Origin of the sequence: Caulobacter sp. FWC2 (assembly GCF_002742625.1) — a bacterium.
Lineage (GTDB): Bacteria > Pseudomonadota > Alphaproteobacteria > Caulobacterales > Caulobacteraceae > Caulobacter.
Genome location: NZ_PEBF01000001.1, coordinates 4,588,783 through 4,613,752, shown reverse-complemented (window position 1 = coordinate 4,613,752; position 24,970 = coordinate 4,588,783). Strand labels below are relative to the sequence as shown.

Sequence of the window (24,970 nt, the reverse complement as noted above, 5' to 3'; positions counted from 1 at the left end):
CCGTCACATCGGCCCGATCGTTTCGAACCTGACCCCATCCGGCCCCTCGATCGAGGTCGGGGCCTTCAGGTTCTTCGCCGGCAGCAGCGCGCGGTACCGCTCGTAGATCGCCTTCACATTGCGCCCCGGCTTCACCGTCAGGCACTGGTCGAACTCGCCTTCGCGGCCCCAGGGCTTGCGCTCCGAGCGGGCGATGTCGGGGTCGGTCCTGACCATGTCGGCGACCGTCGCGGCCAGCGGCTGATCGATCCCCATGCCATAGCTGCCGAACTTGATGGTCACGTCGCAGCGGGCGGTGACGCCGCTGTCGACGGGTGCGGCGGCGCAGGCGGCGAGGCCAAGGGTCAGCAGGGCGGCGAAGCGGATCATGCGGGGAAGCCTCCGGCGCGGGCCAGGGACGAGGCGGGGGCCTTGCCCAGCTTGGCGCTGATCTCGCGGCCGATCTCGATCAGGGCCGCCAGATCGTAACCCGTCTCGAAGCCGGCCCGTTCCAGCATGTAGACCAGATCCTCGGTGCCGATATTGCCGGTGGCGTTCGGCGCGAACGGACAGCCGCCCAGGCCGCCGACCGAGGCGTCCAGCACGTCGACCCCGGCCTCGACGCTGGCATAGGCGTTGGCCAGGCCCGTGTTGCGGGTGTCGTGGAAGTGCATGCGCAGGCGCGTGCCCGGCGCGGCGGCGCGGGCGGCCTCGATGCGCTTGCGGACGGTCCAGGGATCGGCGACGCCGATGGTGTCGGCGATGGCGATCTCGGGCACGCCCAGGGCGGCGGCCTCGCGGACGATGGCCACGACCTGGTCTTCGGAGATCTCGCCGTCGAACGGACAGCCGAAGGCCACCGAGATGGTGGCGGTGATCGGCGGGCCGCCCTCGACCGCCTGGCGCTCGGCGATGGCGGCCAGCGTATCGATCTGCTGGCGCACCGTCGCGCCCTGGTTCGCCCGACCGAAGCCGTCCGAGGCGCACACCACGACATTGGCCTCGTCGCACTGGGCGGCGACGCAGCGCTCCCAGCCGCGCATGTTCAGCACCAGGCCGATCCGCGAGTGCTCCAGATCGGCCGGCAGCGCGGCCATGATCTCTTCCGCGCCCGCCATCTGCGGCACGCGGTTCGGGTTCACGAACGACACCACCTCGGTGCGCCTGGCGCCGGCGGCCTCCAGCTTGCGGATCAGGTCCAGCTTCTCGTCGACCGACAAGGACAGCTTCTCGTTCTGCAGGCCGTCGCGCGGCCCGACCTCGACGATCTGGATGAAGCGGCTCACGGCTGGACCTCGTCTTCGGGCGCGGGGGCCTGGGGCTCGCCGCGGTAGATGGTCAGGCGTTCCTGGTCGCCATCGGAATAGTTCAAACCCTCGACCGTGGCGACCGGATGCGCGGTCAGGCCCAGGTCGGCCAGGGTGTCGCGGAAGGGCTTCTCCTCGCGCCCCTCGACCACGGCGGGGCGGCCTTCGATGATCGCCTGGGCCGCGCCCTCGCCGTCGGTCAGTTCGGTGGCCGTGCCCAACTGGAAGATCAGGCTGGGCTCGGCATAGCCGGTGACGGCCACGGGGCCGGCCGCGCCCGAGCGGGGCGAAAGCCGGGTGCGGTCCAGGGCGTCGGCGACGTCCTTGGACAGGAACAGCGGCTCCAGATGCGGGATCAGGCCGGCGGTCAGGGCGATGTGCGCGCCGATGCCCAGCACCCCGGCCGTAATGAGGGCGCGGGCCGAGTGGCGGCGCAGGAGCAGCACCGCGCCGGCGATCCCGGCGGCGAGGGCGAGGCCAGCGGCCAAGACGGTCCAGGCGAGATCGCCGCCATCGCCGAACTGCGTCTGGCCGTAGACGGCGACGGCGGCCAGCAGGGCGCCCATCAGCACCGACAGCCCGCCGCCGAGCCAGCGGACCAGCTTACCCAGCGGTTTGCGCACGGCCGCGGCCATCAGCATGGCCAGGGCGCCATAGGCGGGCAGTTCGTAGTGAACCAGCTTGGTCGGCAGGATCTCGAACATCAGCCAGGTCGGGACCAGCCAGCAGACGGCGAAGCGCACGCCCGGCTCGTTGCGCCGAGTCCAGCCGACGACCAGAGCGGCCGGCAGCAGCAGGGTGGCGGGGAACGACAGCAGCGGGGCCAGCAGGGCGTGATAGCCGAACGGGCCGGCGTGGCCCTCCTGGCCGCCGGCCAGCTTGGGCGCCAGATCCCCGCCCACGGCCGCGCCCCAGAAGGCGCCGTCGGTGGCCACGGTGATCATCATCGCCCAGGGCAGGCAGATGGCCGCGAACAGGATCAGACCCCAGGTCCAGCCCAGGTCCTTCATCCAGGCCGCCTTGCGGTCCCAGATCGCCAGGCCTATGAGGGCGAAGACCGCCACCAGCAGGCCGACCGGACCCTTGATCAGGGCGGCGACGGAGAGGCCCAACCAGAACAACAGCTTGGTCAGCTTCCCCGCCTTCTCGCCCGTCAGGTGGCCGGCATAGACGCGCGCCAGGGCGGCCATGGCCAGGGTGGTTGTTCCGCACAGGGCCGCGTCGGTCTTGGCGATGAAGGCCTCGGACGACAACAGGAAGGTCGCCCCCAGGATCGAGCCGGCCAGCAGGCCCGTCCGGGGATCGAACAGCGCCGCCGCGCCCCAAGCGCAAGCCGCCGCCGCCAGCATCGCGCCCAGCAAGGACGGGATCCGATAGGCCCAGATCCGGCGGTCCTCGGCGTCGGAGAACGCCTTGACGCTCAGCGCCTGCAGCCAGTGGATGCCGACCGGCTTCTTGAAGCGCGGCTGATCCTGGAACTTGATGACCACGTAGTCGCCCGTCTCCAGCATCTGGGACGTGGCCTGGGCGAAGCGCGACTCGTCCCGGTCCAGCGGTGGCATGGCGAACAGGCCGGGCAGGCCGGCGATCAGAGCGACAAGCGCGGCGAACAGCGGGCCGCGCCAGCCGCGGCTCCAGTCATCCAGGCGAGATTCAAGCGTCATGGCCGCAGCTTTAGCACGATCCTTTCGTGTGGAAATTTTTCCGCTATTAGAAGCCGATGAACGCCACCCCCGATTTTTCCATCGTCGTGCCCGTCTTCGACGAGGGCGAGGCCGCGCCAAAACTTGCGCGCGAGATCGCGACCGCCTTCGCCGGCGAAGACTACGAGATGATCTTCGTCGACGACGCCAGCCGTGACGACACCAAGGCCCGTCTGGTCGCGCTGAAGGCCGAGATTCCGCAGTTGCGTGTGCTGGGCCACCAGAAGAATTCCGGCCAGAGCCGCGCCGTGCGCACCGGCATTCTGGCCGCGCGCGGCCCGATCATCGTCACCCTGGACGGCGACGGCCAGAACGATCCCGCCGACGCCCCGCGCCTGGCCAAGGCGCTGCAAGCGGGTCCCCAGACCCTGGCCCTGGTTGGCGGCGAACGGGTCAAGCGCCAGGACAGCAACGCCAAGCGCTTCGCCTCCAAGTTCGGCAACGGGGTGCGCAAGCGCCTGCTCAAGGACACTGCCAACGACACCGGCTGCGGGCTGAAGGCCTTCCGCCGCGAGGCCTTCCTGCGCCTGCCGTACTTCGATCACATCCACCGCTATATCCCGGCCCTGATGCTGCGCGAGGGCTACGAGGTGACCTTCCAGCCGGTCAATCACCGTCACCGTGAGACCGGCGTGTCGAAGTACACGAACTTCGGCCGGCTGAAGGCCTCGGTCTCCGATCTGCTGGGCGTGATGTGGTTGCAGTCGCGGGCCCGCAATCCCCAGGGCGTGGACGAAGCTTAAGCTTCACGGGCGAGGCCGCTTCACCCCCGGCCAAATTCCGGCTACGCCTTAACCAAGACGGCGGCTTGCATCCGCCGTAGGGGGAAGTTCGATGTTCGCTGCGGTTCCGCTGCTGGCCTTGCCGGTCATCATCTACAATCTGATCGCCCTGACCCTGACGGGCGGCTTCAAGGCCGTGGACGCCAGTGTCCGGATGACCGACCGGCTGTTCACCATCCACATGACCTCGCGCGCCGAGTGGGGCGTCAGCCTGGGCGACCTGCTGCTGGCCGCCTCGCTGGTGGTGCTGTTCGTCGAGCTGCTGAAATCGACCACCAGCCGCAAGATCGCGATCATCAATCACTCGCTGTCGATGGTGCTGTTCATCCTGTGCCTGGTGGAGTTCCTGCTCGCCCCGGCCTTCGCGACCTCGACCTTCTTCCTGATCACCCTGATGGTGCTGCTGGACGTCCTGGCCGGCTTCATCGTGACGATCGTCGCCGCCCGTCGCGACGTCGACTTCGGGGATCACTAGCTCCCCGGAAACCCGCCCGTCTGCCGTAGCGCCTCGCCCAGGGCCATCGCCGCGGTGGTCGCCAGGTTCATCGAGCGCGTCTCGGCGCGGATAGGGATGACGATGCGGCCTTCCGCCGCAGCGTGGACCTCTTCCGGCGCGCCGCGGCTCTCGTTGCCGAACAGCAGGGTATCTCCGGGTTCGAACGAAAACCTGTGGAAGGGCGTGGCGCCCTTGGTCGTGAAGAGCAGCAGGCGCCCGTCAACGCGCTCCGGCGCCTTAAGGAAAGCCTCCCAGCTGTCGTGGCGCATCAGCTGAGTCAGCGGCCCATAATCGAGGGCCGCGCGCTTCAAGCTCTTGTCATCCAAGGGAAAACTACAAGGCTCGATCACGTCCAGCCCGACCCCGAAACAGGCCGACAGCCGGATGGCCGCCCCGACGTTTTGGGGAATGCCTGGTTGAAAAAGTGCGATACGCATAATAAGCGAACCAACCACAAGGGCAGCAGGGGCTTTGCCGGGAATCGAAAGGGCTTGCGGACTCGGTCCGCGCGTCCGATACGACGATCCGACCGCTGCCTTGTGGCGGAGATCCGCTTGCGGGTCGAGCAAGATATGGCGCTGCAAAGCGCTTCTCCAAGTCGGACCGCTTTTCGCGGACCGGCGGAATTAGAGGGTGACGTAGGTGGCCGACACCGCCGTGGGCGCAACGACCGAGCCGGAACACGGGAGCGATCCCTCCCGGCGCGACTTCATTCACATCGCCGCGATCGCGGCCGCGGCCGGCGGCGCAGCGAGCCTGGTGTGGCCGTTCATCGACCAGATGAACCCGTCCGCCGATACGCGGGCCCTGGCCTCGACCGAGTTCGACCTGACCAAGGTCGCCGAGGGCCAGCAGGTCGTCATCAAGTGGCGCGGCAAGCCGCTCTTCGTGCGTAATCGCACCAAGGCCGAGATCGCCAAGGCCGTCGCTGACGATCAAGCGTCGATGAAGGACCCGGCCACGGACGCCTCGCGCGTCAAGCCGGGCAAGGCCAATTGGCTGATCGTTGGCGGCAACTGCACCCACCTGGGCTGCGTGCCGACCTTCGGCGGTGGCGAATACGGCGGCTGGTTCTGCCCGTGCCACGGCTCGGTCTATGACACCTCGGGTCGTATCCGTAAGGGCCCCGCGCCCTTGAACCTGGTGGTTCCGGAATACGCCTTCCTCACCGACACCAAGGTCAAGATCGGTTAAGCGAGATGAGCGGACATTCGACCTATCAACCCAAGACCGGCATCGAGCGTTGGCTCGACGCTCGTCTGCCGATCATCCGCCTGGGCTATGACTCGTTCGTCGACTATCCCACGCCGCGGAACCTGAACTACTGGTGGACCTTCGGCGGCATCCTGTCGCTGTGCCTGGCCTCGCAGTTGATCACCGGCATCATCCTGGTGATGCACTACACGCCGAGCGCCCAAGGCGCTTTCGCGTCCGTCGAGCACATCATGCGCGACGTGAACTACGGCTGGCTGATCCGCTACATGCACGCCAACGGCGCGTCGATGTTCTTCATCGCCGTCTACATCCACATGCTGCGCGGCCTCTACTACGGCTCCTACAAGGCGCCCCGCGAAGTGCTGTGGTTGCTGGGCTGCGTGATCTACCTGCTGATGATGGCGACCGCCTTCATGGGCTACGTCCTGCCCTGGGGCCAGATGTCGTTCCACGGCGCCGTCGTGATCACCAACCTGTTCGGCGCCCTGCCGCTGGTCGGCGAGAGCATCACCACCTGGCTGTGGGGCGGCTTCGCGGTCGACAACCCGACCCTGAACCGCTTCTTCTCGCTGCACTACCTGCTGCCCTTCATGATCGCGGGCGTCGTGATCCTGCACGTCTGGGCCCTGCACGTGGTCGGCCAGAACAACCCGACCGGCGTCGATCCGAAGTCGAAGGCCGACACCGTTCCCTTCACGCCGTACGCCACGGTGAAGGACGGTTTCGCGATGAGCGTCTTCCTGATCCTCTTCGCCTTCTTCGTCTTCTACATGCCGAACGCCCTGGGCCACGCCGACAACTATGTCGAAGCCAACCCGCTGGTGACGCCGTCGCACATCGTTCCGGAATGGTACTTCCTGCCGTTCTACGCGATCCTGCGCGCCGTGCCGGATAAGCTGATGGGCGTGCTGGCCATGTTCGGCGCCATCGCCTGCCTGTTCGCCCTGCCGTGGCTCGACACGTCGAAGGTGCGCTCGATGCGCTACCGTCCGACCGCGAAGATCTACTTCCTGTTCTTCCTGGTGGCCTGCATCATCCTGGGCTTCTGCGGCGCCAAGCTGCCGGATGATCCGGTGATCCCGCACCTGACCACGTTCCAGCTGATGGGCTCGGACATGAACAGCTTCGTGTGGCTCAGCCGTGTCGCGTCGCTCTACTACTTCGCTTTCTTCCTGGTCGTGCTCCCGGTCCTGGGTCTGGTCGAAAAGACCCTGCCGGTTCCGGACTCGATCGCTTCGCCGGCCCTCTCGGCCGACGCTCATAAGGGTTGATCCCGATGCTCCGCAAACTCTCGGTTATCGCGGCTGCGGCGGGTCTCCTGGTCGTCGGCGCCGCTGGTCCGGCGCTCGCCAATGGCGGCGCGCTGAAGGCCAAGGAAGTCCACTGGTCGTTCGAAGGCCCGTTCGGCAAGTTCGATCAGGCCCAGCTGCAGCGCGGCTACAAGGTCTATCGCGAGGTCTGCTCGGCCTGCCACTCGATGAAGCTGGTCGCCTTCCGCAACCTCGGCGACAAGGGCGGCCCGTTCTACAGCGAGAAGTACCCGAACTCGAACGAGAACCCGTGGGTCAAGGCGATCGCCAAGGACTACGAGGTCGCCGACATCGATGGTGAAACCGGCGACGCGATCAAGCGTCCCGCCACCGCCGCCGACCACTTCCCGGCGCCCTTCGCCAACGAAGCCGCGGCCCGCGCCTCCAACGGCGGCGCCCTGCCGCCGGACATGTCTTTGCTGGCCAAGGCCCGCGAAGAGGGTCCGGCTCACATCTATTCGATCGTCACCGGCTACGTCGACCCGCCCAAGGGCCTGAAGGTCGGTACGGGCCAGCACTACAATCCCTACATGGCCGGCGACCTGGCGTCGTACTGGTCGGGTAGCCATGAACATGTTCCGCCGGGCGGCTTCATCGCCATGGCCCCGCCGCTGAAGGCTGGCCTGGTGACGTTCGACGACGGCACCAAGTCGACCCTGGACCAGCAAGCCAAGGACGTCTCGGCGTTCCTGATGTGGGCCGCCGAGCCCAAGCTGGAAGAGCGCAAGCAGACCGGCTTCGCCGTTCTGATCTACCTCGTCCTGCTCTCGGGCCTGCTGTACGCCAGCTACAAGACCGTGTGGCGCAACGAGTCGCACTAAGCAGGCTCAGCGCCTAAAGGACTGAAGTTCGAAAGGCCCGGTGGAAACACCGGGCCTTTCTTCTTTTCGGGCTACAGCTCCAGCCGCCACACGATCAGCGGCCCATCCTCGCTGTCCTCGCGTTCGCCCACGGCCAGGAAGCCGTTGCGGGCCAACACAGCCTGGGAGGCCGGATTGTCCACCGAGGTCTCGGCGGTGAGCGCCAGCACGCGGTCATCCCCTCGCGCCCAGGCCACCAGGTCGGCGACGGCGCGGGTGGCGGCGCCGCGACCCCACCGGGTGGGCGCGACGCCATAGCCGATCATCAAGGATCGGTCGGCGGCGCCCAGGGGCTGGACGGACGAGATCAGGCCGACGACCTCACCGTCTTCCACCATCATCCAGGCGCTGGGACTGAACACCGCCGCGATGTGGTCGGCCAGCTTCGCCAGCATGTCCAGGACCTCGGGCGGAGCCACCGCGCTGTCGGCCAGGCGATAGGGGGCGGGTGCTTGGCCGCGAATGAGGGCGGCGAAGTCGTCGGGCTTGGCTTCGATCAGCATCAGGGCGCGACCGACAAGGTGCGGGCGTCGGCCGACAGGCGCAGACGGTGACGGGCCCAGAGCGCCGTGCCCAGGGTCCCGTCGACGCCCTCGGGCAGGTCGTCGGCCAGGGTGGCGGGGACGTTCTCGGCCAGGACCCCGCCGACCGACAGGGCGCGCAGCCGCGCCGGCGCGATGTGGCGGGCGCTCGGGTCGAGCTTGCCGGTCGCGGCGGCTCCGCGCGTCGAGAGCCGGGTCATGGCCTTGGAGGCGGTGTCGATGGCGAAGGCTCCGCGCAGGGCCGTGGGGCCGTCGCTGACGGCCGCGACGATGGTCGGCAGGCCGTCGATCACCTCGACCGGAAACACGACCTGGCGGGCAGCGCTCCACGGCTGGTCGATGCGCACGCGGCAGGGGGCGAAGTCGATCTCCACGCCGTGGCCGGCCAGGACGTCCATGCCGATGACCCCGGCGATCGGTGTGACGAAGCCGGCGCCGCGGGCGTCCAGGTCGGCGACCTTGACCGATACGGCCGGCGCCTTGAGGCCCGCCACCTCCACCGACAGAGGCAGCTCCGGCGCGATGATCCCCTCCATCTGGGCCTTGGTCTCGTGCAGCAGGGTGCGCGGGGCCGAAAGGTCGAGAACATAGTCGCCGGCCATGTCGGCGATCGCCGCCGGAACGATGACGGCGCCGTTCTCGAACCAGCACGCCGTCTCCCCCGCGCGGGCCGGGCCGGCGAGGGGCAGGGTGAGCATCAGGGCCAGGACGATTACGCAGCGACGCATGGCGTCAGCGTAACTCAGCTATGACGCTGGCGCGATGGTCTGGGCATGCCAGCGGGAGCGGGGACACTGACGTCTCTCTCGCTCTCGAAGAACCGCAAGCGCCCGGGGCGACAGCACGGACGATCCCGAAATTGGCCCTGGCGCCGCAGTGCGCGCCGCCGTATCAAAAACAAAAATCAACTTTCGAGCGAGTGGTCATGTCAAAGGGCTCCATTCTGGGCGTCCTCATCGTCGGCGTCGCTGCCCTGGGCGCCTTGGTCTACGCGGCGGCGACGTCCTACTGGCGCCCAGTCATGCCCAGCGTGACGATCGACGCCGAGGGGCGCGCAGCCCTGGGCGGATCCAGACAGCTGCTGATCGTCTATGGAGAGCGGGGCGCCGATCCTATGCATTCGGGACCCCTTGCGCCCGACGAGCGGATCTCTGGCTGCACCTTCGCCAACGGCGCATGCGTGTCACAAGCCGCCCGGCATGAGCTGCGGCTGGACGGGCCTCGCAAGCAAAGCCTGCAGATTCGCCGCATCGGCGCGCCGGGCAACCCGATCGTCGCGACGGTGGTCTGGAGCGGACCGGCCTATCCCGCCCTCGTCCGGCTGGCCTGCGATTTCCGCAGGCCTCGCTTGGAGCAGGCCTGCGCGAAGGTGAGCTAAGCCTCGCCCTTGCTGCCGCCCGAACGATGAAACAGCTGCGAGGTCCGCAGAAGAGCCAGCCGAGCGCTGTCGGGGTGATGGCCGTTCGGCGCTACGAAGGCGTGGCCGGCCTCGTAGAGATAGATCGGCAGGTCCGGGTGGGCGTCGCGAATGGCGTCGACATCGGCCAGCGGGATCAGGCTGTCAGTCTTGCCGAAGTGCAGGATGGTCGGGACCTTGGGCGTCTCATCGCGATAGGCGACGATGTCGCCGCCATAGAAGGCCGAGACCGCCGTGAGTCGCTCGCAGCGGCAGGCCGCCAGCCAGGCCGTGGTGCCGCCATAGCAGAAGCCCATGGCGAACACCGGACCGTCCAGGGCGTCGATGCAGGCCTGGACGCGGGGCAGGGTGGAGACGCCCCAGCCGGTCGCCTTGCCCATGGCCATGCGGGCGTCGAGGATCGCGGGGGTGGTGTCCTCGACGGGGAAGTCAGCGTCGGCCGAGTCCATCAGGCTGGGGACGATGACCTCATAGCCCTGCTCGGCCAGGTTGTCGGCCAGCCCGCGCAGATGCGGCGTCACGCCCCAGATCGCCTGCAGCATGACGACGCCGCCGCGCCGGGCCTCCCGGGGCGGGGCGTGGTAGGCGGCGAAGGGCGAGCCATCCTCCCTGCAGGCCAGAGGGATCCGCTCGCCCATCATGCGGCCCCGTTGGCGACGAACAGCGCCAGCGTCCGGGCGCGCGCCAGTTCCGCATCGGCGAGATCGCTGTCGGGCCGGCCGTCGTTGTTGAAGCCGTGGCCGCTGGCCTCATAGATGTAGACCGGAACATCGGGATGAGCGGCCTCGACCCTGGCCTTGACCTCGTCGGCGGCGATATGGGCGTCCTTGCGGCCCAGGTGCACGATCACCGGCGCGGTCAGCGCCAGCTCGGCATTGGCGGCGATCATGCTGCCGTAATAGGCCGAGCCCGCCGCCAGACCCCTCAACCGGCCGGCCGACAGCCAGACCAGCGAGCCGCCCAGGCAGTAGCCGACCGCGAACACAGGCCCGCGCGCCGCCAGGTCGTCGATACAGGCCTGGATGTCCGACAGCATGGCGTCGATCCCGACCTTCTGCACGTAGCTGACGCCGGTCTGGAACCCCTTGGGGTCATGCTCGGCCACGAAGCCGGGCTCGGCGCGGTCGAAGATCGACGGGGCCAGCACCTCGAACCCCAGGGCCGCCCAGCGCGCGACGTCGGCCTGGACGTATTGGTCGAGGCCGAAGATCTCCTGGACCACCACCACGCCGCCCTTGCGCTGGCCTTCAGGCTGGGCGTGCAGGGCGGTGAACTGGAAGCCGTCGGCGGCGGAGGTCAGGGTGACGGTGTCGGACATAGGCGTACTCCCCAATGAGAAACGGCCGGGGCGTTTCCGCTCCGGCCGCTGGCTTGTTCTGAACGCTTAGACGTTGAAGCGGAAGTGCATCACGTCGCCGTCCTTGACGACGTACTCCTTGCCTTCGGCCCGCATCTTGCCGGCTTCCTTGGCGCCGTTTTCGCCGCCCAGCTTGATGAAGTCATCGAAGGCGATGGTCTCGGCGCGGATGTAGCCCTTCTCGAAGTCGGTGTGGATGACGCCGGCCGCCTGCGGGCCGGTGTCGCCGACGTGGATGGTCCAGGCGCGGGCTTCCTTGGGGCCGACCGTGAAATAGGTCTGCAGGTCCAGCAGGGTGTAGGCCTCGCGGATCAGGCGGTTCAGGCCCGGCTCTTCCAGGCCCAGGGTTTCCAGGAACTCGGCGCGTTCCGCCGCGTCCAGCAGGGCGATCTCGCTCTCGATCTGGGCCGAGATGACCACGGCCTTGGCGTTGTCCTTGGCGGCGCGTTCGGCGACGAGGTCGCTGTACTTGTTGCCCTTGTCGGCCGAGCCTTCGTCGACATTGCAGACATAGAGCGCCGGCAGCGAGGTCAGCAGCTGCAGCATGTGCCACGCCTTCTCGTCGTCGGCGTCGATCTTGGCGGCGCGGGCGGGACGGCCTTCGCGCAGCAGGGCCAGGGCGATATTGGCCAGGCGCAGCGTGTTGGCGCTGTCCTTGTCGGCGCCGACCTTGGCGCGCTTCTCCAGGGCGGGAACGCGCTTTTCCAGGCTTTCCAGGTCGGCCAGCATCAGCTCCATCTCGATGATCTCGAGATCGCTGATCGGGTCGATGCGGCCTTCGACGTGGACGATGTCGCCGTCCTCGAAGCAGCGGGCCACGAAGGCCACGGCGTCGCAGTCGCGGATATTGGCCAGGAACTGGTTGCCCAGGCCTTCGCCCTTGCTCGCGCCGCGCACCAGGCCGGCGATGTCGACGAAGGTGATGCGGGCCGGGATGATTTCCTTGGAGCCGGCGATCTTGGCCAGGGCGTCGAGGCGCGGCTCGGGCACGGCGACTTCGCCGGTGTTGGGCTCGATCGTGCAGAACGGATAGTTGGCGGCCTGGGCCGACGCCGTCTGGGTCAGGGCGTTGAACAGGGTGGACTTGCCGACGTTGGGCAGGCCGACGATGGCGACTTTAAGGGCCATGGAACTCTCGTGAATTTCGTTGGGCGGGCGATTACCACGGATGGTCGGGAAAGGCGAACCGGACCCCTCTTGCAAGAACTGCAACCAGATCAGATATCAAAGGCGCAAAGGAGCTTCCCCATGAGCGTTCGCCCCGTCCTGAAGATCGTGAAGGGCATGCCCGCCTCGGATGGCGATGGCGTGCGGCTGACCCGCATGCTGGGCACGCCGGAGGCCCAGATGTTCGACCCTTTCCTGATGCTGGACTGTTTCGACAATGACCAGGCGTCCGACTACATGGGCGGCTTCCCCGACCATCCGCATCGCGGCTTCGAGACCGTGACCTACATGCTGGAAGGCCGGATGCGTCACAAGGACAACACCGGCCGCGAAGGGATCATCGGTCCCGGCGGCATCCAGTGGATGCGGGCCGGCAAGGGCATCGTCCACTCCGAGATGCCCGAGCAGGCAGAGGGCCGCATGCGCGGCTTCCAGCTGTGGGTGAACCTGCCGGCCAGGCTGAAGATGAGCGAGCCCGGCTATAGCGAGTTCGAGAGCGATGCGATTCCGGTCGAGGCCCGCGATCGCGGCGTCACCGTCAAGGTGATCTCGGGCGTCACCGACTCCGGCACGGCGGGCCCGATCGGCGGCGGCGCGGTCGACGCGCTCTATTTCGACGTCGTGCTGCCGGCCGGGACCGTGTTCGAAGAGCCGGTGGGCGATGATCGCAACACCATGCTGGCGGTCTATGAGGGCAAGGTCCGCGTCGCCCACGACACGGTCGACGCGCTGTCGGGCGTCTTCCTGGGCCGTGGCGACACGGTGCGGGTCGAGGCCGTCACCGACGCGCGGGTGCTGCTGCTGGCCGGCCGCCCGATCGAGGAGCCGGTCTTCTGGCACGGCCCCTTCGTAATGAACTCCCGCGAGGAGATCGTGCAGGCGTTCGAGGACTTCCAGCGCGGGCGGTTCTGAGGAAGCCCCCTCTCTGACGGCGGGAGAACCGGCGCGCTCACCGGCCTTCGGCCTGGACGAAAGCGCTGATCCGCTCGGCGAAGTCCTTCGGCTTCTCCAGGTACATGAAGTGCCCCGTCGCCGGGACGGTCTCCAGCTTGGCGCCGGGCACGGCCGTCGCGACCACTTGGGCCTGGTCGACGACGTCCTTGATGTCGACCTCGCCGACAAGCACCAGGGTCGGGACATGGATTTCGCCAAGGCGCGGGCGCGCCTCAGGACCAGCGCGTTCGACCTTGCCGCTGGGATTGCCGAGGTTCTGCGGATTGGCTTTCAGCAGGGCCACGACCCTGGCCCGCTCGGCGTCGGCGGACTTGGTCAGAATGTAGGGGTCCTTCACCGCACCCTCGATATTGCCCATCTTGATCAGGGCTGCCAACTTCAGGCTTCGGGCGATGAAGCCGGCAGAGGGCTTGAACCCGCTGACCCATGGACCCGCCAGGACCAGGCCATCGACGGTGTCCGGATGCGCCAGGGTGAAATCCACGGCGATGCCGCTGCCGGCCGACGAACCGACCAGGGTGGCGCGCGCGATGCCTGCCGCCTTCATTACGGCCGACAGGTCGTCGACCGAGGCGAAGGGCGTCGTGGCCGCCGGGGACGCCCCATAGCCGCGCCGGTCGTAGCGCACGACACGGAAGCGCTGGCACAGCAGCGGCCAGACGTCGTCATAGGCCGCCGCGTGAAGGATGCCGTCGTGCAGCAGCACGATCGCCTTGTCGCCGGACCCGCAGGTCTCGTAGGCGATCTTGCCGCCCTCGGCCTCGGCGAAGGTTTGGCCCTCCGCCAGGCTGGCCCAGAACAGCAGGCAGCCGGCCGCGATCGCCCGGACGGGCGTTGAAAGTCTCATGGCGTGTCTCCGAGAAAAGGCGCCGTCAGCCGGCGCGTTTGAGGTCTTCGCCCACAATGTCGGGCGGCTGTTCGGGTTGGTATTCGAGGATGTCGCCCGGCTGGCAGTCGAGGAAGTCGCAGATGGCTTCCAGGGTCTCGAGCTTGACCCCCTTCACCTTGCCGGACTTGAGCAGGGACAGGTTGGCGTCGGTTATGCCGATGGCGCGGGCCAGCACGTTGGAGCGCACCTTGCGCTTGGCCAGCATGACGTCGAGGCGCAGGACGATCGGCATCAGACGAAGGCCTCGCGGTCTTCCTCGATCTCGCGCCCGACCTGCATGACCTGGCCGATCACGAAGACCAGCAGACCCAGGACGAAGGCCTGCAGGCTGGCCATGTGCGCCCAGTTCTTGTCGATCTCGTAGCCGGTGGCCGAAAGGGCGAGGTGGCACAGGAACGGCGATACGGCGTAGGCGCACAGCCAGTTGCCGGTCCGGCCGAAGCGACGGGCCGCGTCGCGCGAGAACACTTCCCCCCGGGCGTAGCCGCCGAACAGGGCGCGCAGGCTCCAGAAGATCATCAGGATGGGTGTGGCCCGCACGATGCCGACGACGACATAGACGAGGCGGTGGACCAGGGGCAGCGACCCGAACGCCACCGAATTGGCGGGGCCGTCGCCGATGTAGCAGTTGTCCGGCCCGATGCGGACCAGCTCGCCCTTGTAGAACACCATGACCGCGATCGCCGTGATCAGGATGGCGGCCGAAAGGACGAACAGGCTCGTGAACAGCCAGACGGCGGCGCGGCTGCCCAGGCGGGCGCGGCGCTGGGCCGCGCTCTCGGGCGGCGGTGCGGGCGGGACGCGGTAGAGGGGCTTCAGACGCAGAACCGTGGCCATGACGTCCTCCATGACGCCACAGTCGATTCTAAAAAAGTTTCTGTTAAACGATAATTAGATAATCGCCGCCGCCGCGAAATCCCGCCAGCTCTTGGCCTCCTTGCGGAAGTGGGCGTGGGTCTTGGACAGGCGCTTGTCGATCTCGGCTAGCTGGGCGCGGGCTTCGTCCTTGCGGCCCATGCCGGCCAGGAAGACGGCGTAGCGGGCGATGCCTTCGAAGCCGGGATAGTTGTCGGCGGCCCAGCGCAGCGCGGTCTCGGCCTGCTCCTCGCGGCCCAGGGCGTGATAGACGCGGCCGAGCGCCAGCATGATGTGGGCCGTGCGGCCGCCGGTGGGCGTCTCGCCCAGCTTCTCCAGCAGCGGCAGGGCCTCGCTGGGGCGGTTCAGCTCGATCAGGGCGTTGGCGCGGCCCAGCAGCAGCTGCGGGTCGTCGGCGTAGAGGCCCGTCAGGCTGTCGGCGTAGAGCCGCTCGGCCTCGGCGTGCTTGCCCAGCTCGGTGGCGGCGACCGCCAGGCGGACGCGGTTGGCGACCGTGGGGGCGTCATCGACGGCGCGGGCGGCTTCGCGGTATTCGCGCTGCGGATCGATGGCTTTGCGCGCCGCCTGGCCCATCTTCTGGGCGGTGCGGCCGCCGAACCAGGCGGGCGCGATGATGGCGACGAAATAGACCAGCCCTCCGACCGGCTGGAACGCCAGGATGATCCACAGCCAGTACATCTGCTGGCCGGTGCGGACCACGTGGACGCACAGGGCGATGGCGATCAGGAGCGACAGGCCGATCAGCGGCAGCGGCAGCGAGAACATCGTCAGTCGTCCTTGGCGGGCTTGCGCGGATCGGCCTTGGGCGCGGGCGCCAGGCGCATCACCTCGGCCTGGTAACGCTCGTCGTCGCCCGCGGCGGCGAAGGGCAGGGCGTCGGCGATGGCGTCCAGCATCGGGTCCAGCCACTGGTGCTCGACCTTGTGGAAGTCGCCCAGCACATAGTGCATGACCGCGTCCTTGTGGCCCGGATGGCCCACGCCGATGCGGCCCCGACGGAAGGCGTCGCCGACCTGGCTGGTCACCGAGCGGATGCCGTTGTTGCCAGCCGCGCCGCCGCCGGCCTTCATGCGGAAGCGGCCGGGGGCCATGTCGATCTCGTCGTGGAAGACGATCACGTCGGCGGGCGTCAGCTTGAAGAACTTCATGGCCTCGCCCACGGCGCGGCCGCTCTCGTTGTAATAGATCTTGGGCTTGAGCAGCAGCAGCTTGACCGGACCGTCGGGCGTGCCGACCTGGCCCTCGCACGCCTGGCCCTGGAAGCGGGCGCGCCACGGGGCCGTCCCCCACTTCCGCGCCAGGGCGTCGACGGCCATGAAGCCGACGTTGTGGCGGTTCTTCTCGTACTTGGACTCGGGATTGCCCAGGCCGGCGAGGATCAGCATCGCTTGGATCTCAAGAGGACAAAGAAAAACGGGCGGACCGTGAGGCCCGCCCGCTCTTTAGATCGGTTCGATCGACCGACCGAGAGGCGATTAGCCTTCGGTGGTGTCGCCGGCGTCCGACTGGGCGGCCGACGAGGCCTTCAGGGTCGCGATCACGAAGTCGCGGTCCACGGCCGGCTTCACGCCTTCCGGAAGCTTCACTTCCGAGATGCGGATGGTGTCGCCGATGTCGTGGTTGGTCAGGTCGATGACCAGCTCTTCCGGGATCTTGTCGGCCGGGCAGGCCAGTTCGACGGTGTGACGGATCACTTCCAGCGAGCCGCCCTTCTTCAGGCCGACCGAGGTTTCGTGGTTCTTGAAGTGCACCGGCACTTCAATCTTGATCAGCTGGTGCTCGCTGACGCGGAACAGGTCGAAGTGGACCGGCTCGTCGGTGACGGGGTGGAACTGGATGGCCTTGGCGATGACCGATTGCTTCTCGTCACCGTGCTGCAGGGTGACCAGGTGGCCCAGCAGCTTGCCGGTGTACAGCGACTTGCGGAATTCGTTGACCTTCACGGCGATGCTCACCGGGGCCTTGCCGCCGCCGTACAGGGTGCCGGGGACCTTGCCTTCGCGACGGACCGCGCGAGCCGCGCCGGTGCCGGCGCCTTCACGGACTTCAACGTTCAGAATGATCTCGGACATTGTCATGTCTTTCTAGAGAGCCGGATGCTCTCTTCTGTGACCTAGCGCCTATGGCTGTATTGCCACGCTCGCCAGCGTCGTTTTGGGGTCGCGCTACATACACAAAAGGGCCGGGCGACGCAAATCGCGTGGTCTGGAGCCTCGCGGAGGGTCCAGACCACGCCGTCATCCCGCGCTTCATGCGCGGGACCCATGGTTCAGCTTTTATCTGAGACCATGGTTCCGCACCGAACGCGCGGCGGACGGATGGGTCCCGCGCATAAAGCGCGGGATGACGTGCGGACTACGATCAGCTCTTCTTGGCGGCCGGCTTCTTGGCCGGAGCCTTCTTGGCCACGGTCTTCTTGGCCGGCTCGGCCTTCGGCGGCGGAGGCGGTTCCGGCGGCAGGGTCGCGCCCGAGGCCTTGATCACGCACGCGCCGGTGTCGATCAGGATGTGCTGGCCCAGGCAGAAGATGTCCTCGTAGTGCGGCTTGGACACGGCCAGGCACTGGTAGAGGTTCAGCTTGGCCATGTTCAGGCAGTTGGCCGTGGCCCAGTCGCCGCTCAGCGCGTCGATCGAGGCCAGGTTGTTGTCGCCGGCCGCGCCCAGGGCGGCCAGGGCGGCCACGGCCAGGCCGCGGATGACCACGGGCTGGTAGGGGGCGGGAGCCGCGCGCGGGGTCAGGCCCAGCGACTGGCCGCCGGTCGAGGCTTGCTGCAGCACGGCCACGTCGGCGCTCTCGGCCAGGGCTGGGCTGGCCGACAGGCTCTTGGCCGAGGCCAGGCGACCGTCGCGATCGACGACGGAGCTCTTCGACCAGGTCGACTTCTGCACGTCGTAGGCGGCCTGCTTCACGGCCTTGCCGGCCCTGTAAACCCTCAGGCCGTCATTGCCGACCGTGTCGATGATCAGGCCGGCGGCGCTGTCCGCGCCCTTGAACACGGCCGCGTACGACGGGTTGGAGAAGATGTTGTTGATCATCTCCTGGCGCTGGGTCGGATTGGCCGCGACCTCGCGCACCGAGGCGACGAAGGTGGGGTCCTGCAGGGCCAGGACGGCGGCGTAGGCCACGGCGCCGTTCATGAACGACTTGGCCTCGTAGGACGCGCCGACCTTCAGCGAAGCCTGGATCTGCTCGCCGTTCTGGAAGGTCGGGGACACCGCGCCGGCGCGGGCCATGTAGCCGCGGAAGGCGCTGGCGCGTTCGACGATGCTGGACGACAGGGTGATGGGCGGCGGCGGTGGCGGCGCCTGCACGACGGGCGGCGGCGCGGGCGGCGCGGGGGCGCTACAGGCCGCCATCAAGGCGGCCAGCGCCACGACGGACGTCGTCAGGACGACGCGCGTACGCGAAAAAGAACGCATTTCGAGAATTCCCCATCAAGTCTTGGGGCGCGCATAGCAGCCCGGGTCGGCGAGATTGTGACTTCGCCCCGTTAACCAGACTTTTACAAGCGTGGCCGTGCGCGAGGCGAGTTTAAGCTCTCCCTTCGCCCGACAGGCTTAATCGAACAGCTTCGAGACCGACTCTTCGTTGGCGATGCGGCGGATGGCTTCGCCGATCAGGGGGGCGCACGAGACGTAGCGGATCTTGGAGCAGGCCTTGGCGGTGTCCGAGGCCTCGATCGAATCGGTGACGACCAGTTCGGTCAGGACCGAATTAGCGACCCGGTCCGCCGCCGCGCCCGACAGGACGCCGTGGGTGATGTAGGCGCTAACCGACTTGGCGCCGTGGCTCATCAGAGCCTGGGCGGCGTTGCACAGGGTGCCGGCCGAGTCGGCGATGTCGTCGAACAGGATGCAGCGGCGGTCCTTGACGTCGCCGATGATGTTCATGACTTCCGACTGGCCCGGACCCGAGCGGCGCTTGTCGACGATGGCGAGATCGGCGTCGTCCAGGCGCTTGGCCAGGGCGCGGGCGCGCACCACGCCGCCAACGTCGGGCGACACGACCATCAGGTCGTCGCCCATGGCGTAGTGGCGGCGGATGTCCTCGGCCATCAGGCGCGAGGGCAGCAGGTTGTCGGTCGGGATATCGAAGAAGCCCTGGATCTGGCCAGCGTGCAGATCCATCGTCAGGACGCGGTCGGCGCCCGAGCGGGTGATCAGGTTGGCGACCAGCTTGGCCGAGATCGGCGTGCGGCCGCCGGTCTTACGGTCCTGGCGGGCGTAGCCGAAATAGGGCAGCACCGCGGTGATCCGCTTGCCCGACGCGCGCTTGAGGGCGTCGATGCAGATCAACAGCTCCATCAGGTTGTCGTTGGCCGGATAGCTGGTCGACTGGATGACGAAGACGTCCTCCCCCCGCACGTTCTCGTCGATGGTGACGAACACTTCGAGGTCGGCGAACCGGCGCACCTGGGCGCGGGTCAGCGGCATGTCGAGATATTCCGCGATCGCCTGGGACAGCGGGCGGTTGGAGTTGCCGGACAGCAGCTTCATGGAGATATCTCGGGGTGGGGGGCGGCCGATGCGGGGCCTTCTAGCAGCGATCGCCCCAGGCACAAGTGTTAACGGCGGAACTTTTCCGCTTCCGTATGCGGAGCTTCGCCGTCGTGTCCTCGGCGCCGCATGATTCCCTTAGAGCGTGGCAGCCGAAAGTGTGAGCGGTTTCGGCGCCCGCCACGCTCTAGGTGTTTGAGATAGAGCCTGTTTATCCGTTTCTGATGATTCCATCAGAAACGGACAGGCTCTAGGCTTCCAGGCTGATCGCCGACAGCAGGCGGCCATAGTCGCCCTCGTTGTTCAGGAAGGCGCGACGGTTGGAGAAGAACCAATCCTCCTCGGCCCGCGTGTCGCGCCCGACCCATTCGCGACGCTCGACGCCGGCGGTCTCCAGGCGGTCCAGCACGAAGGCCGGCAGGTCGAAGAAGCGCTTGTCCTCGGCGGCGCCCGGCTTGAAGAACCGGCCCGAGCCAGGGCAGTCGGCCTCGAACCGGTGCAGGAACTCCAGGCCGACCTCGTAGGACTTGGGGCCGATGCAGGGACCGACGACGCCGGTGATGCGTTCGGGTCGGGCGCCCAGTTCGACCATGCGGTCGACGGCGGCCTGGACGACGCCGTCCAGGGCTCCGCGCCAGCCGGCATGGGCGGCGGCCACGATCCGCGCCTCGGGATCGGCCAGCAGCACCGGCGCGCAGTCGGCCGCCATGGCGCCGCAGATGACGCCCGGGGTCTTGGAGACCACCGCGTCGCCTTCCGGCCGCGCATCGCCCCAGGAGCCGTCGGCCGTGATCGCGATGGTCGAGTGGATCTGGTAGCAGACGTTCAGGTCCTCGGGCGCGCCGCCGAACCAGCGCGCGATGCGGGCGCGGTTCTCCTCGACGTCGGCCGGCTCGTCCTTGCTGCCGCGCCCCACGTTCAGGCTGTCGTAGATCCCCTTCGAGACCCCGCCCTGGCGCGTGAAGAAGGCGTGCTTGATCCCGGGCAGGCTGGCCAGCAGCGGCGACTGGACGGTGGGCAGGTCGGGTGTCTTGGTCATGTCGCGTCCTCGAAGAGGGGGGGCGAAAGGTCGGGCGCGGTCAGGCACGCAACCTTGAACAGAGCGCCCATCTGCGCCTCTCCGACCAGACGATCAAGCTGTCTTGCGATCTGGTCGGCGCGATCGGGGCGGGCGCTGGCCAAGGCCTGGGCGCGGGCCTCGATTCCCAGGGCCAGCAGGAACTCGCCCTGGCTCAGGATCGGCCCCGCCTTGGCGCCGGTTTCCCGCGCTGCGGCGACGACCGAGGGGAAGTCGGCCCAGACGGTGAGGTCGGCCAGGCCCGCGGTGGTCAGCGGATCGACCTTCTGGTGGCCCTGCACGGCCTGCAGGGTGTCGCCGGCTTCGGGGACGTCGCGGCCATAGTCGATCAGCAGCGCCGCGCCGCCGTCCGTGATGAGGCGGTGGGCGATGTCGGAGGCCAGGGCCGCCTGCGCGGGGGAGGATTCCCAGATCTGGCCAATGCTCCCTTCCCCCTTGATGGGTGAAGGGTTGGGGATGGGGGTGTATTCCGCGTCGGCCACCTGGCGACGGCGCTCGTCATCCAACGCTGCTGTCACCCCTACCCCTGCCCCTCCCCCATCAAGGGGGAGGGGGGATTTGCCTAAGCTTCTGAGCCCGAACGCCAGCTGACCGTCCTCGCCCAATCCGATCACCCGCTCGGCCCAGCCGTCCTTGGTCCGCACGAACTGGCGGGCGGGCAGGCAGTCCAGCAGCTCGTTGGCCACCAGGATCATCGGCGCGCCTGCCGGGACCTCGTCCAGGCGACTGACCCAGCGTGGACCTTCGCCCAGCCTGGCGGCCTGTTTGGCGCGCAGCGGGGCCGACACCTCGACCAGCCATACCTCGGCGGCGGCCAGGAAAGCGGGATCCAGCCGGCCGGCCCGCAGCAGGTCGCTCATCAGCGTGCCATCGCCTGGGCCCATCTCGACCAGCCTGAACGGCGATGGCCGGCCCATGCGGGTCCAGGTCTCCAGCACCCACAGGCCGATCAGCTCGCCGAACATCTGGCTGACCAGCGGCGCGGTGATGAAGTCGCCGCCGGCTCCCAGATCAGGCCGCATGGCGTAATAGCCGTCGCGGGGGTCGTGCAGGCAGCGGGTGAAGAACTCGGGAACGCCGATCGGCCCGTCCTGGGCGATCTGCGCCTTCAGGCGATCAAGCAGGCTCATGCCCGCCTTCGCCTGGACCGACTTGAATGGGCTCGCGCAGCGCCTTCCACATCAGCCAGCCGCCGACCAGGATCATCGGGGTCGACAGCATCATCCCCATGGTCAGGCCGAACGGGAAGTCGGGCATGCCGACGTCCGGATTGCGCACGTTCTCCAGCGACAGGCGGAACAGGCCGTAGGCGATCAGGAAGGTCGCCACGATCGCCCCGCGCCGCTGCAGCCACTTCAGGCGATAGACGGCGAAGGCCAGGATCAGGAACAGCAGCAGGCCCTCGAGGCCCGCCTCATAGAGCTGGCTGGGATGGCGCGGATAGGAACCGGCAGGGCAGATGTGCTGCGGGTGAGCGGCCTTGATGGTCTCGTTGCAGAAGATGATGCCCAAAGGCCCGTCGGTCGGCCGGCCCCACAGCTCGCCGTTGATGAAGTTGGCGACGCGGCCGAAGAAGATGCCGATCGGCGCCACCGGCGCGATCAGGTCGCCCAGCTTCAGCACGTCGATCTTCTGCTGGCGGGCGAACAGCGCGATGGCCGCGCAGACGCCCAGGAAGCCGCCATGGAAGGACATGCCGCCCTCCCAGATCTTGAACACGTCCAGAGGGTGCGAAAGCAGCCAGATCCGCTGGTCCTCGTTCATCAGCATGTAGAACAGGATGTAGCCCAGCCGCCCGCCCAGGATGATGCCCAGGGTGATCCACAGCACCAGATCATCGATCTGCAGCGGCGTGGCGGTCGGCGTACGGCCGCCCCACAGGCGTTCGGTCCGGGTCATCCGGACGGCGAAGCGCCAGCCCAGCAGGATGCCCGCCACATAGGCCAGGGCGTACCAGCGCAGGGCCAGCGGACCCCACTGCAGGGCCCAGGGACCGATGTGCACGATGGGGTCGATGTTCGGGAAGATCACGCGCGGCTCCGTGCGAGACAGATCGTCGCAGTCCTATCGCCTTCGGGCTTCGCTTTCATCCCCTGTTTCCCATATAAGAGATGGCGCCCGCTCTTCGGGCCACTCGGAACCGCGATGCACAGCCAGAATCCCTTCCTCGACGAATTCGCCAAGCTGACCCAGGCGGCCATGGGCATCGCCCAGACGGCCGGCGAGGAGGCCAAGACCGCCATGCGGGCTCAGGCCGATCGTCTGGCGGCCGAGTTCGACCTGATCCGTCGCGATGATTTCGAAGCGCTGAAGGCCGAGGTGGCCGCGCTCCGCGAAGAGGTCGCGACGCTGAAAGGGGCCAAGAAGGCCCCCGCCAAAAGCGCCGCTGGAAAAACCGCGAGTTCAGGCGAATAGGCGATTCGGCGCTCGCTCACGGCGTGAAGCGAGTTGAGACGAACGTCACGAAGCAGATTAGTGTCCCCTGGTACGTAAGCGATTCATGGCGGGGGCTCCCCCTGCCGTCGCCGGCGGGGACGTAGGTTTTTCATGGACACCCAACCGGAAGACGACGACGTCCTGATGGCGCTTGATCCCCTCGAGGTGGTCGAACACGTGCTGTCGGCCGAGAACCTGACCTTTGATCGCACCGAAGACGGCGACCTGGCGTTCGCGCTGAAGGGCGACTGGAAGGACTACGAGCTGTGGTTCGCCTGGCGTCCGGAGGCTGACTGCCTGCAGCTGTGCCTGTCGCTGGACATGCGCGCGCCGAAGTCCAAGCGCCCCAACGCCTATGAGCTGCTGGCCCTGATCAACCAGCGCGTCTGGCTCGGCCACTTCGAGGTCTGGACCGAGGACGGCGAGGTCGTGTTCCGTCACGCCCTGGCCCTGCCGGCTGGCGAACGGCCGACCATGGCCCAGGCCGCCTCGATGATCGACGCGGCGGTGGAAGCGGCCGATCGCTTCTTCCCGGCCTTCGAATTCCTGCTCCAGGGCGCCAAGACCCCGGACGAAGCCATGGCCGCCTGCATGTTCGAGACGGTGGGCCAAGCCTGATTTAGGCTGGACTTCCCTTCTCCCCTTGCGGGAGAAGGTGGCCTGCGAAGCAGGTCGGATGAGGGGTTGCCTCGCGGCCGCGAGGGAGACCCGCCATGACCACCATTCTCCTCCTCGGCGCGGGCCGCATGGGCGGCGCCTTGATCGAAGGCTGGAGCGCGGCCGGCGCCTTCGCCGCCGCCGACCTGATCGTCCGTGATCCGAACGTCGACCCCGCCGCCTTCCAAGGCGCGCTCGTCAATCCGCCGCTGGAAGCGCTGGGCGCAGCAAAGACCGTGCTGCTGGCCGTGAAACCGCAGATCTGGCGCGAGGCGGTCAAGGACGTGGTTCCTCACCTTGCCCCCGACGCGATCATCGTCTCGATCGCCGCCGGTGTGCGCGCGGCGGACATTTCCGAAGTCTTCGGCGGCCGGCGCGTGGCGCGGGTGATGCCGACCACCGCCGTCGCCATTGGCCGGGGTACGGCCTCGATCCATGCCGAAGATGATGCCGCCCGCGCAGTCGCCCAGGCCCTGTTCGCCCCAGTCGCGACCGTGGTCGACCTGCCCAGCGAGGACCTGCTGCACGCGGCCACCGCCGTGTCGGGCTCGGCGCCGGCCTATCTCTATGCCTTCATCGAGGCGCTCGAAGCCGCCGGCGCGGCCCAGGGGCTGGACGCGGCCGACAGCGCCAGGCTGGCCCGCGCCACGATCATCGGCGCCGCAGCGCTGATGGAGAAGGGCGGCGAGGAGCCGGCCGAACTGCGCAAGCAGGTGACCTCGCCGGGCGGCACGACGGCTGCGGCGCTGGCGGTGCTGATGGGCGAGGGCGGCTTTGGCGACCTGCTGCCCAAGGCGCTGGACGCCGCCGTGGCGCGCTCGAAGGAACTTGGGGGGTGAGCGTCTTGCTCTCGTCGCTTTCCGCCGCCATGTGACTCCCATGACCGACGCCCCGATCTCCGCTGACGACGACATCCTCGACCGCGCCGCCGCCGCATCCCTCGCCCTGGCCGCCGACAGGCCGTGGCCGGCCATCGCCCTGCGCGACATCGCTGTGAAGGCCGAGGTTCCGTTCGCCGCGCTCTACGGCCTGGCCGACAGCAAGCACGCGGTGCTGGCCCATCTGTCGGCCCGCTTCGACCGCGCGGCTCTGGGCGTCGACTATGCCGAGAGCGCCGACGTCCACGACCGCCTGTTCGACGCCGCCATGGCCCGGCTGGAAGCGATGGAGCCCCACCGCGTGGCCCTGATCGCCATCGCCAAGGCCGAGGGCGTTCTCGCCTCGGCGAGCCGCTTCCCCCGCATCGCCCGCGCCGTGCTGGAAGCCGCCGGGATCGAGGCCACCGCCCCGCGTCTGGTCGCCATGACCGCCGTGTGGGCCCGTGTCGTCCAGGTCTGGCGCGACGACGAAGGCGCCCTGAACCGCACCATGGCCGAGCTGGACAAGCGGCTTAAGCAGATGGCCGACCGGCTGGCGAAGATCGGTGCGGGGTTTTAGCCCAGTAGATG

Annotated in this window: 31 protein-coding genes; 11 read left to right on the top strand and 20 right to left on the bottom strand. The window is 68.1% G+C overall.

The window, feature by feature from the left end; translation table 11 throughout:
* Positions 1 to 3: 3 nt before the first annotated feature.
* From CSW62_RS21860 to CSW62_RS21850, 3 genes are read right to left on the bottom strand one after another with little or no spacing between them, the layout of a single operon-like run.
* Positions 4 to 369: a hypothetical protein gene (locus CSW62_RS21860; protein WP_099581514.1), complete on the bottom strand. Its 366-nt coding sequence runs from the start codon at positions 367 to 369 to the stop codon at positions 4 to 6.
* Positions 366 to 1,265, bottom strand: coding sequence for a hydroxymethylglutaryl-CoA lyase (locus CSW62_RS21855; RefSeq protein ID WP_099581512.1), 900 nt, complete (start codon positions 1,263 to 1,265; stop codon positions 366 to 368). Before CSW62_RS21855 ends, CSW62_RS21860 begins: the two co-directional genes overlap by 4 nt.
* Positions 1,262 to 2,950, bottom strand: coding sequence for a glycosyltransferase family 39 protein (locus CSW62_RS21850; RefSeq protein ID WP_099581510.1), 1,689 nt, complete (start codon positions 2,948 to 2,950; stop codon positions 1,262 to 1,264). The genes CSW62_RS21855 and CSW62_RS21850 overlap by 4 nt, the downstream gene beginning before the upstream one ends.
* A 56-nt stretch (positions 2,951 to 3,006) precedes the next feature.
* Here CSW62_RS21850 and CSW62_RS21845 point away from each other — a divergent pair, with 56 nt between their 5' ends.
* Entirely contained in the window at positions 3,007 to 3,732 is a 726-nt protein-coding gene (locus CSW62_RS21845) for a glycosyltransferase family 2 protein (RefSeq protein ID WP_099581508.1), read from the top strand.
* A gap of 91 nt (positions 3,733 to 3,823) precedes the next feature.
* The gene (locus CSW62_RS21840) at positions 3,824 to 4,246 is read left to right on the top strand and encodes a hypothetical protein (protein ID WP_099581506.1); all 423 of its coding nucleotides are present in this window, start codon (positions 3,824 to 3,826) and stop codon (positions 4,244 to 4,246) included.
* On the opposite strand, the gene CSW62_RS21835 is transcribed toward CSW62_RS21840, so the two are convergent.
* Positions 4,243 to 4,704, bottom strand: a complete 462-nt coding sequence (locus CSW62_RS21835; protein WP_099582412.1) for a tRNA (cytidine(34)-2'-O)-methyltransferase — start codon at positions 4,702 to 4,704, stop codon at positions 4,243 to 4,245. The two genes, CSW62_RS21840 and CSW62_RS21835, sit on opposite strands and share 4 nt — an antisense overlap.
* A gap of 205 nt (positions 4,705 to 4,909) precedes the next feature.
* On the opposite strand from CSW62_RS21835, the gene petA reads away from it, so the two are divergent.
* From petA to CSW62_RS21820, 3 genes are read left to right on the top strand one after another with little or no spacing between them, the layout of a single operon-like run.
* Complete coding sequence (petA, locus tag CSW62_RS21830) at positions 4,910 to 5,461, top strand: ubiquinol-cytochrome c reductase iron-sulfur subunit (RefSeq protein ID WP_099581504.1); 552 nt, start codon at positions 4,910 to 4,912, stop codon at positions 5,459 to 5,461.
* Positions 5,462 to 5,466: 5 nt separating this feature from the next.
* Positions 5,467 to 6,753 carry a cytochrome b/b6 gene (locus CSW62_RS21825; RefSeq protein ID WP_099581502.1) on the top strand — a complete coding sequence of 429 codons (1,287 nt, stop codon included), beginning with the start codon at positions 5,467 to 5,469 and terminating at the stop codon, positions 6,751 to 6,753.
* 5 nt (positions 6,754 to 6,758) lie between these two features.
* Positions 6,759 to 7,613 carry a cytochrome c1 gene (locus CSW62_RS21820; protein WP_099581500.1) on the top strand — a complete coding sequence of 285 codons (855 nt, stop codon included), beginning with the start codon at positions 6,759 to 6,761 and terminating at the stop codon, positions 7,611 to 7,613.
* 71 nt (positions 7,614 to 7,684) lie between these two features.
* Here CSW62_RS21820 and CSW62_RS21815 read toward each other — a convergent pair whose 3' ends face one another.
* The gene (locus CSW62_RS21815) at positions 7,685 to 8,155 is read right to left on the bottom strand and encodes a GNAT family N-acetyltransferase (RefSeq protein ID WP_099581498.1); all 471 of its coding nucleotides are present in this window, start codon (positions 8,153 to 8,155) and stop codon (positions 7,685 to 7,687) included.
* On the bottom strand, positions 8,155 to 8,922 hold the full coding sequence (locus CSW62_RS21810) for a hypothetical protein (RefSeq protein WP_099581496.1): 768 nt from the start codon (positions 8,920 to 8,922) through the stop codon (positions 8,155 to 8,157). Before CSW62_RS21810 ends, CSW62_RS21815 begins: the two co-directional genes overlap by 1 nt.
* A 197-nt stretch (positions 8,923 to 9,119) precedes the next feature.
* Between CSW62_RS21810 and CSW62_RS21805 the strand changes: the two genes are divergently transcribed.
* Complete coding sequence (locus CSW62_RS21805) at positions 9,120 to 9,572, top strand: hypothetical protein (RefSeq protein WP_099581494.1); 453 nt, start codon at positions 9,120 to 9,122, stop codon at positions 9,570 to 9,572.
* Here CSW62_RS21805 and CSW62_RS21800 read toward each other — a convergent pair.
* The 3 genes from CSW62_RS21800 to ychF form a co-directional block, all read right to left on the bottom strand.
* Positions 9,569 to 10,249, bottom strand: coding sequence for a dienelactone hydrolase family protein (locus tag CSW62_RS21800; RefSeq protein ID WP_099581492.1), 681 nt, complete (start codon positions 10,247 to 10,249; stop codon positions 9,569 to 9,571). The two genes, CSW62_RS21805 and CSW62_RS21800, sit on opposite strands and share 4 nt — an antisense overlap.
* Positions 10,249 to 10,929 (bottom strand): dienelactone hydrolase family protein, encoded by a 681-nt coding sequence (locus CSW62_RS21795; protein ID WP_099581490.1) that lies wholly within the window; start codon positions 10,927 to 10,929, stop codon positions 10,249 to 10,251. The genes CSW62_RS21800 and CSW62_RS21795 overlap by 1 nt, the downstream gene beginning before the upstream one ends.
* Before the next feature lie 66 nt (positions 10,930 to 10,995).
* Entirely contained in the window at positions 10,996 to 12,096 is a 1,101-nt protein-coding gene (gene ychF, locus CSW62_RS21790; RefSeq protein WP_099581488.1) for a redox-regulated ATPase YchF, read from the bottom strand.
* A 120-nt stretch (positions 12,097 to 12,216) separates the two neighbouring features.
* Between ychF and CSW62_RS21785 the strand changes: the two genes are divergently transcribed.
* Positions 12,217 to 13,047 (top strand): pirin family protein, encoded by an 831-nt coding sequence (locus tag CSW62_RS21785; protein WP_099581486.1) that lies wholly within the window; start codon positions 12,217 to 12,219, stop codon positions 13,045 to 13,047.
* Positions 13,048 to 13,084: 37 nt separating this feature from the next.
* On the opposite strand, the gene CSW62_RS21780 is transcribed toward CSW62_RS21785, so the two are convergent.
* From CSW62_RS21780 to lgt, 11 genes are all read right to left on the bottom strand, one after another.
* Positions 13,085 to 13,936 (bottom strand): alpha/beta fold hydrolase, encoded by an 852-nt coding sequence (locus CSW62_RS21780; protein WP_099581484.1) that lies wholly within the window; start codon positions 13,934 to 13,936, stop codon positions 13,085 to 13,087.
* 25 nt (positions 13,937 to 13,961) lie between these two features.
* Positions 13,962 to 14,210, bottom strand: coding sequence for a helix-turn-helix transcriptional regulator (locus CSW62_RS21775; protein WP_099581482.1), 249 nt, complete (start codon positions 14,208 to 14,210; stop codon positions 13,962 to 13,964).
* Complete coding sequence (locus CSW62_RS21770) at positions 14,210 to 14,815, bottom strand: DUF2975 domain-containing protein (protein ID WP_099582411.1); 606 nt, start codon at positions 14,813 to 14,815, stop codon at positions 14,210 to 14,212. The genes CSW62_RS21775 and CSW62_RS21770 overlap by 1 nt, the downstream gene beginning before the upstream one ends.
* A gap of 54 nt (positions 14,816 to 14,869) precedes the next feature.
* The gene (locus CSW62_RS21765; RefSeq protein WP_099581480.1) at positions 14,870 to 15,619 is read right to left on the bottom strand and encodes a tetratricopeptide repeat protein; all 750 of its coding nucleotides are present in this window, start codon (positions 15,617 to 15,619) and stop codon (positions 14,870 to 14,872) included.
* A 2-nt stretch (positions 15,620 to 15,621) separates the two neighbouring features.
* On the bottom strand, positions 15,622 to 16,239 hold the full coding sequence (gene pth, locus CSW62_RS21760; protein ID WP_099581478.1) for an aminoacyl-tRNA hydrolase: 618 nt from the start codon (positions 16,237 to 16,239) through the stop codon (positions 15,622 to 15,624).
* Between the two features lie 90 nt (positions 16,240 to 16,329).
* Positions 16,330 to 16,926 carry a 50S ribosomal protein L25/general stress protein Ctc gene (locus CSW62_RS21755; protein WP_099581476.1) on the bottom strand — a complete coding sequence of 199 codons (597 nt, stop codon included), beginning with the start codon at positions 16,924 to 16,926 and terminating at the stop codon, positions 16,330 to 16,332.
* Positions 16,927 to 17,215: 289 nt separating this feature from the next.
* Positions 17,216 to 18,274, bottom strand: coding sequence for a hypothetical protein (locus CSW62_RS21750; RefSeq protein ID WP_099581474.1), 1,059 nt, complete (start codon positions 18,272 to 18,274; stop codon positions 17,216 to 17,218).
* Between the two features lie 138 nt (positions 18,275 to 18,412).
* Positions 18,413 to 19,351: a ribose-phosphate pyrophosphokinase gene (locus tag CSW62_RS21745; RefSeq protein ID WP_099581471.1), complete on the bottom strand. Its 939-nt coding sequence runs from the start codon at positions 19,349 to 19,351 to the stop codon at positions 18,413 to 18,415.
* A 250-nt stretch (positions 19,352 to 19,601) separates the two neighbouring features.
* Positions 19,602 to 20,390, bottom strand: a complete 789-nt coding sequence (gene pgeF, locus CSW62_RS21740; protein ID WP_099581469.1) for a peptidoglycan editing factor PgeF — start codon at positions 20,388 to 20,390, stop codon at positions 19,602 to 19,604.
* On the bottom strand, positions 20,387 to 21,559 hold the full coding sequence (locus CSW62_RS21735; RefSeq protein WP_099581467.1) for a class I SAM-dependent methyltransferase: 1,173 nt from the start codon (positions 21,557 to 21,559) through the stop codon (positions 20,387 to 20,389). Before CSW62_RS21735 ends, pgeF begins: the two co-directional genes overlap by 4 nt.
* Positions 21,546 to 22,460, bottom strand: a complete 915-nt coding sequence (gene lgt, locus CSW62_RS21730) for a prolipoprotein diacylglyceryl transferase (RefSeq protein ID WP_099581465.1) — start codon at positions 22,458 to 22,460, stop codon at positions 21,546 to 21,548. Before lgt ends, CSW62_RS21735 begins: the two co-directional genes overlap by 14 nt.
* A gap of 114 nt (positions 22,461 to 22,574) precedes the next feature.
* Here lgt and CSW62_RS21725 point away from each other — a divergent pair, with 114 nt between their 5' ends.
* The 4 genes from CSW62_RS21725 (at position 22,575) to CSW62_RS21710 (ending at position 24,959) form a co-directional block, all read left to right on the top strand.
* Complete coding sequence (locus CSW62_RS21725) at positions 22,575 to 22,844, top strand: accessory factor UbiK family protein (protein WP_099581463.1); 270 nt, start codon at positions 22,575 to 22,577, stop codon at positions 22,842 to 22,844.
* 132 nt (positions 22,845 to 22,976) lie between these two features.
* On the top strand, positions 22,977 to 23,483 hold the full coding sequence (locus CSW62_RS21720) for a YbjN domain-containing protein (protein WP_099581461.1): 507 nt from the start codon (positions 22,977 to 22,979) through the stop codon (positions 23,481 to 23,483).
* Positions 23,484 to 23,578: 95 nt separating this feature from the next.
* Complete coding sequence (gene proC, locus CSW62_RS21715; protein WP_099581459.1) at positions 23,579 to 24,361, top strand: pyrroline-5-carboxylate reductase; 783 nt, start codon at positions 23,579 to 23,581, stop codon at positions 24,359 to 24,361.
* A gap of 40 nt (positions 24,362 to 24,401) precedes the next feature.
* Positions 24,402 to 24,959 (top strand): TetR family transcriptional regulator, encoded by a 558-nt coding sequence (locus CSW62_RS21710; RefSeq protein ID WP_099581457.1) that lies wholly within the window; start codon positions 24,402 to 24,404, stop codon positions 24,957 to 24,959.
* The last annotated feature ends 11 nt before the right edge of the window (positions 24,960 to 24,970 follow it).

Excerpts from the sequence above, each read along its gene's own strand:
- CSW62_RS21810 (WP_099581496.1), bottom strand. The coding sequence starts at position 8,922 with ATGCGTCGCTGCGTAATCGTCCTGGCCCTGATGCTCACCCTGCCCCTC.
- CSW62_RS21770 (WP_099582411.1), bottom strand. The coding sequence starts at position 14,815 with ATGGCCACGGTTCTGCGTCTGAAGCCCCTCTACCGCGTCCCGCCCGCA.
- CSW62_RS21780 (WP_099581484.1), bottom strand. The coding sequence starts at position 13,936 with ATGAGACTTTCAACGCCCGTCCGGGCGATCGCGGCCGGCTGCCTGCTG.
- CSW62_RS21710 (WP_099581457.1), top strand. The coding sequence starts at position 24,402 with ATGACCGACGCCCCGATCTCCGCTGACGACGACATCCTCGACCGCGCC.
- CSW62_RS21775 (WP_099581482.1), bottom strand. The coding sequence starts at position 14,210 with ATGCCGATCGTCCTGCGCCTCGACGTCATGCTGGCCAAGCGCAAGGTG.
- CSW62_RS21750 (WP_099581474.1), bottom strand. The coding sequence starts at position 18,274 with ATGCGTTCTTTTTCGCGTACGCGCGTCGTCCTGACGACGTCCGTCGTG.
- CSW62_RS21785 (WP_099581486.1), top strand. The coding sequence starts at position 12,217 with ATGAGCGTTCGCCCCGTCCTGAAGATCGTGAAGGGCATGCCCGCCTCG.
- ychF (WP_099581488.1), bottom strand. The coding sequence starts at position 12,096 with ATGGCCCTTAAAGTCGCCATCGTCGGCCTGCCCAACGTCGGCAAGTCC.
- CSW62_RS21720 (WP_099581461.1), top strand. The coding sequence starts at position 22,977 with ATGGACACCCAACCGGAAGACGACGACGTCCTGATGGCGCTTGATCCC.
- CSW62_RS21755 (WP_099581476.1), bottom strand. The coding sequence starts at position 16,926 with ATGTCCGAGATCATTCTGAACGTTGAAGTCCGTGAAGGCGCCGGCACC.
- CSW62_RS21735 (WP_099581467.1), bottom strand. The coding sequence starts at position 21,559 with ATGAGCCTGCTTGATCGCCTGAAGGCGCAGATCGCCCAGGACGGGCCG.
- CSW62_RS21725 (WP_099581463.1), top strand. The coding sequence starts at position 22,575 with ATGCACAGCCAGAATCCCTTCCTCGACGAATTCGCCAAGCTGACCCAG.
- CSW62_RS21845 (WP_099581508.1), top strand. The coding sequence starts at position 3,007 with ATGAACGCCACCCCCGATTTTTCCATCGTCGTGCCCGTCTTCGACGAG.
- CSW62_RS21825 (WP_099581502.1), top strand. The coding sequence starts at position 5,467 with ATGAGCGGACATTCGACCTATCAACCCAAGACCGGCATCGAGCGTTGG.
- CSW62_RS21765 (WP_099581480.1), bottom strand. The coding sequence starts at position 15,619 with ATGTTCTCGCTGCCGCTGCCGCTGATCGGCCTGTCGCTCCTGATCGCC.
- pgeF (WP_099581469.1), bottom strand. The coding sequence starts at position 20,390 with ATGACCAAGACACCCGACCTGCCCACCGTCCAGTCGCCGCTGCTGGCC.
- CSW62_RS21840 (WP_099581506.1), top strand. The coding sequence starts at position 3,824 with ATGTTCGCTGCGGTTCCGCTGCTGGCCTTGCCGGTCATCATCTACAAT.
- CSW62_RS21800 (WP_099581492.1), bottom strand. The coding sequence starts at position 10,249 with ATGGGCGAGCGGATCCCTCTGGCCTGCAGGGAGGATGGCTCGCCCTTC.
- CSW62_RS21805 (WP_099581494.1), top strand. The coding sequence starts at position 9,120 with ATGTCAAAGGGCTCCATTCTGGGCGTCCTCATCGTCGGCGTCGCTGCC.
- CSW62_RS21745 (WP_099581471.1), bottom strand. The coding sequence starts at position 19,351 with ATGAAGCTGCTGTCCGGCAACTCCAACCGCCCGCTGTCCCAGGCGATC.
- pth (WP_099581478.1), bottom strand. The coding sequence starts at position 16,239 with ATGCTGATCCTCGCCGGCCTGGGCAATCCCGAGTCCAAGTACGAGAAG.
- CSW62_RS21815 (WP_099581498.1), bottom strand. The coding sequence starts at position 8,155 with ATGCTGATCGAAGCCAAGCCCGACGACTTCGCCGCCCTCATTCGCGGC.
- proC (WP_099581459.1), top strand. The coding sequence starts at position 23,579 with ATGACCACCATTCTCCTCCTCGGCGCGGGCCGCATGGGCGGCGCCTTG.
- CSW62_RS21795 (WP_099581490.1), bottom strand. The coding sequence starts at position 10,929 with ATGTCCGACACCGTCACCCTGACCTCCGCCGCCGACGGCTTCCAGTTC.
- CSW62_RS21835 (WP_099582412.1), bottom strand. The coding sequence starts at position 4,704 with ATGCGTATCGCACTTTTTCAACCAGGCATTCCCCAAAACGTCGGGGCG.
- CSW62_RS21860 (WP_099581514.1), bottom strand. The coding sequence starts at position 369 with ATGATCCGCTTCGCCGCCCTGCTGACCCTTGGCCTCGCCGCCTGCGCC.
- CSW62_RS21850 (WP_099581510.1), bottom strand. The coding sequence starts at position 2,950 with ATGACGCTTGAATCTCGCCTGGATGACTGGAGCCGCGGCTGGCGCGGC.
- CSW62_RS21820 (WP_099581500.1), top strand. The coding sequence starts at position 6,759 with ATGCTCCGCAAACTCTCGGTTATCGCGGCTGCGGCGGGTCTCCTGGTC.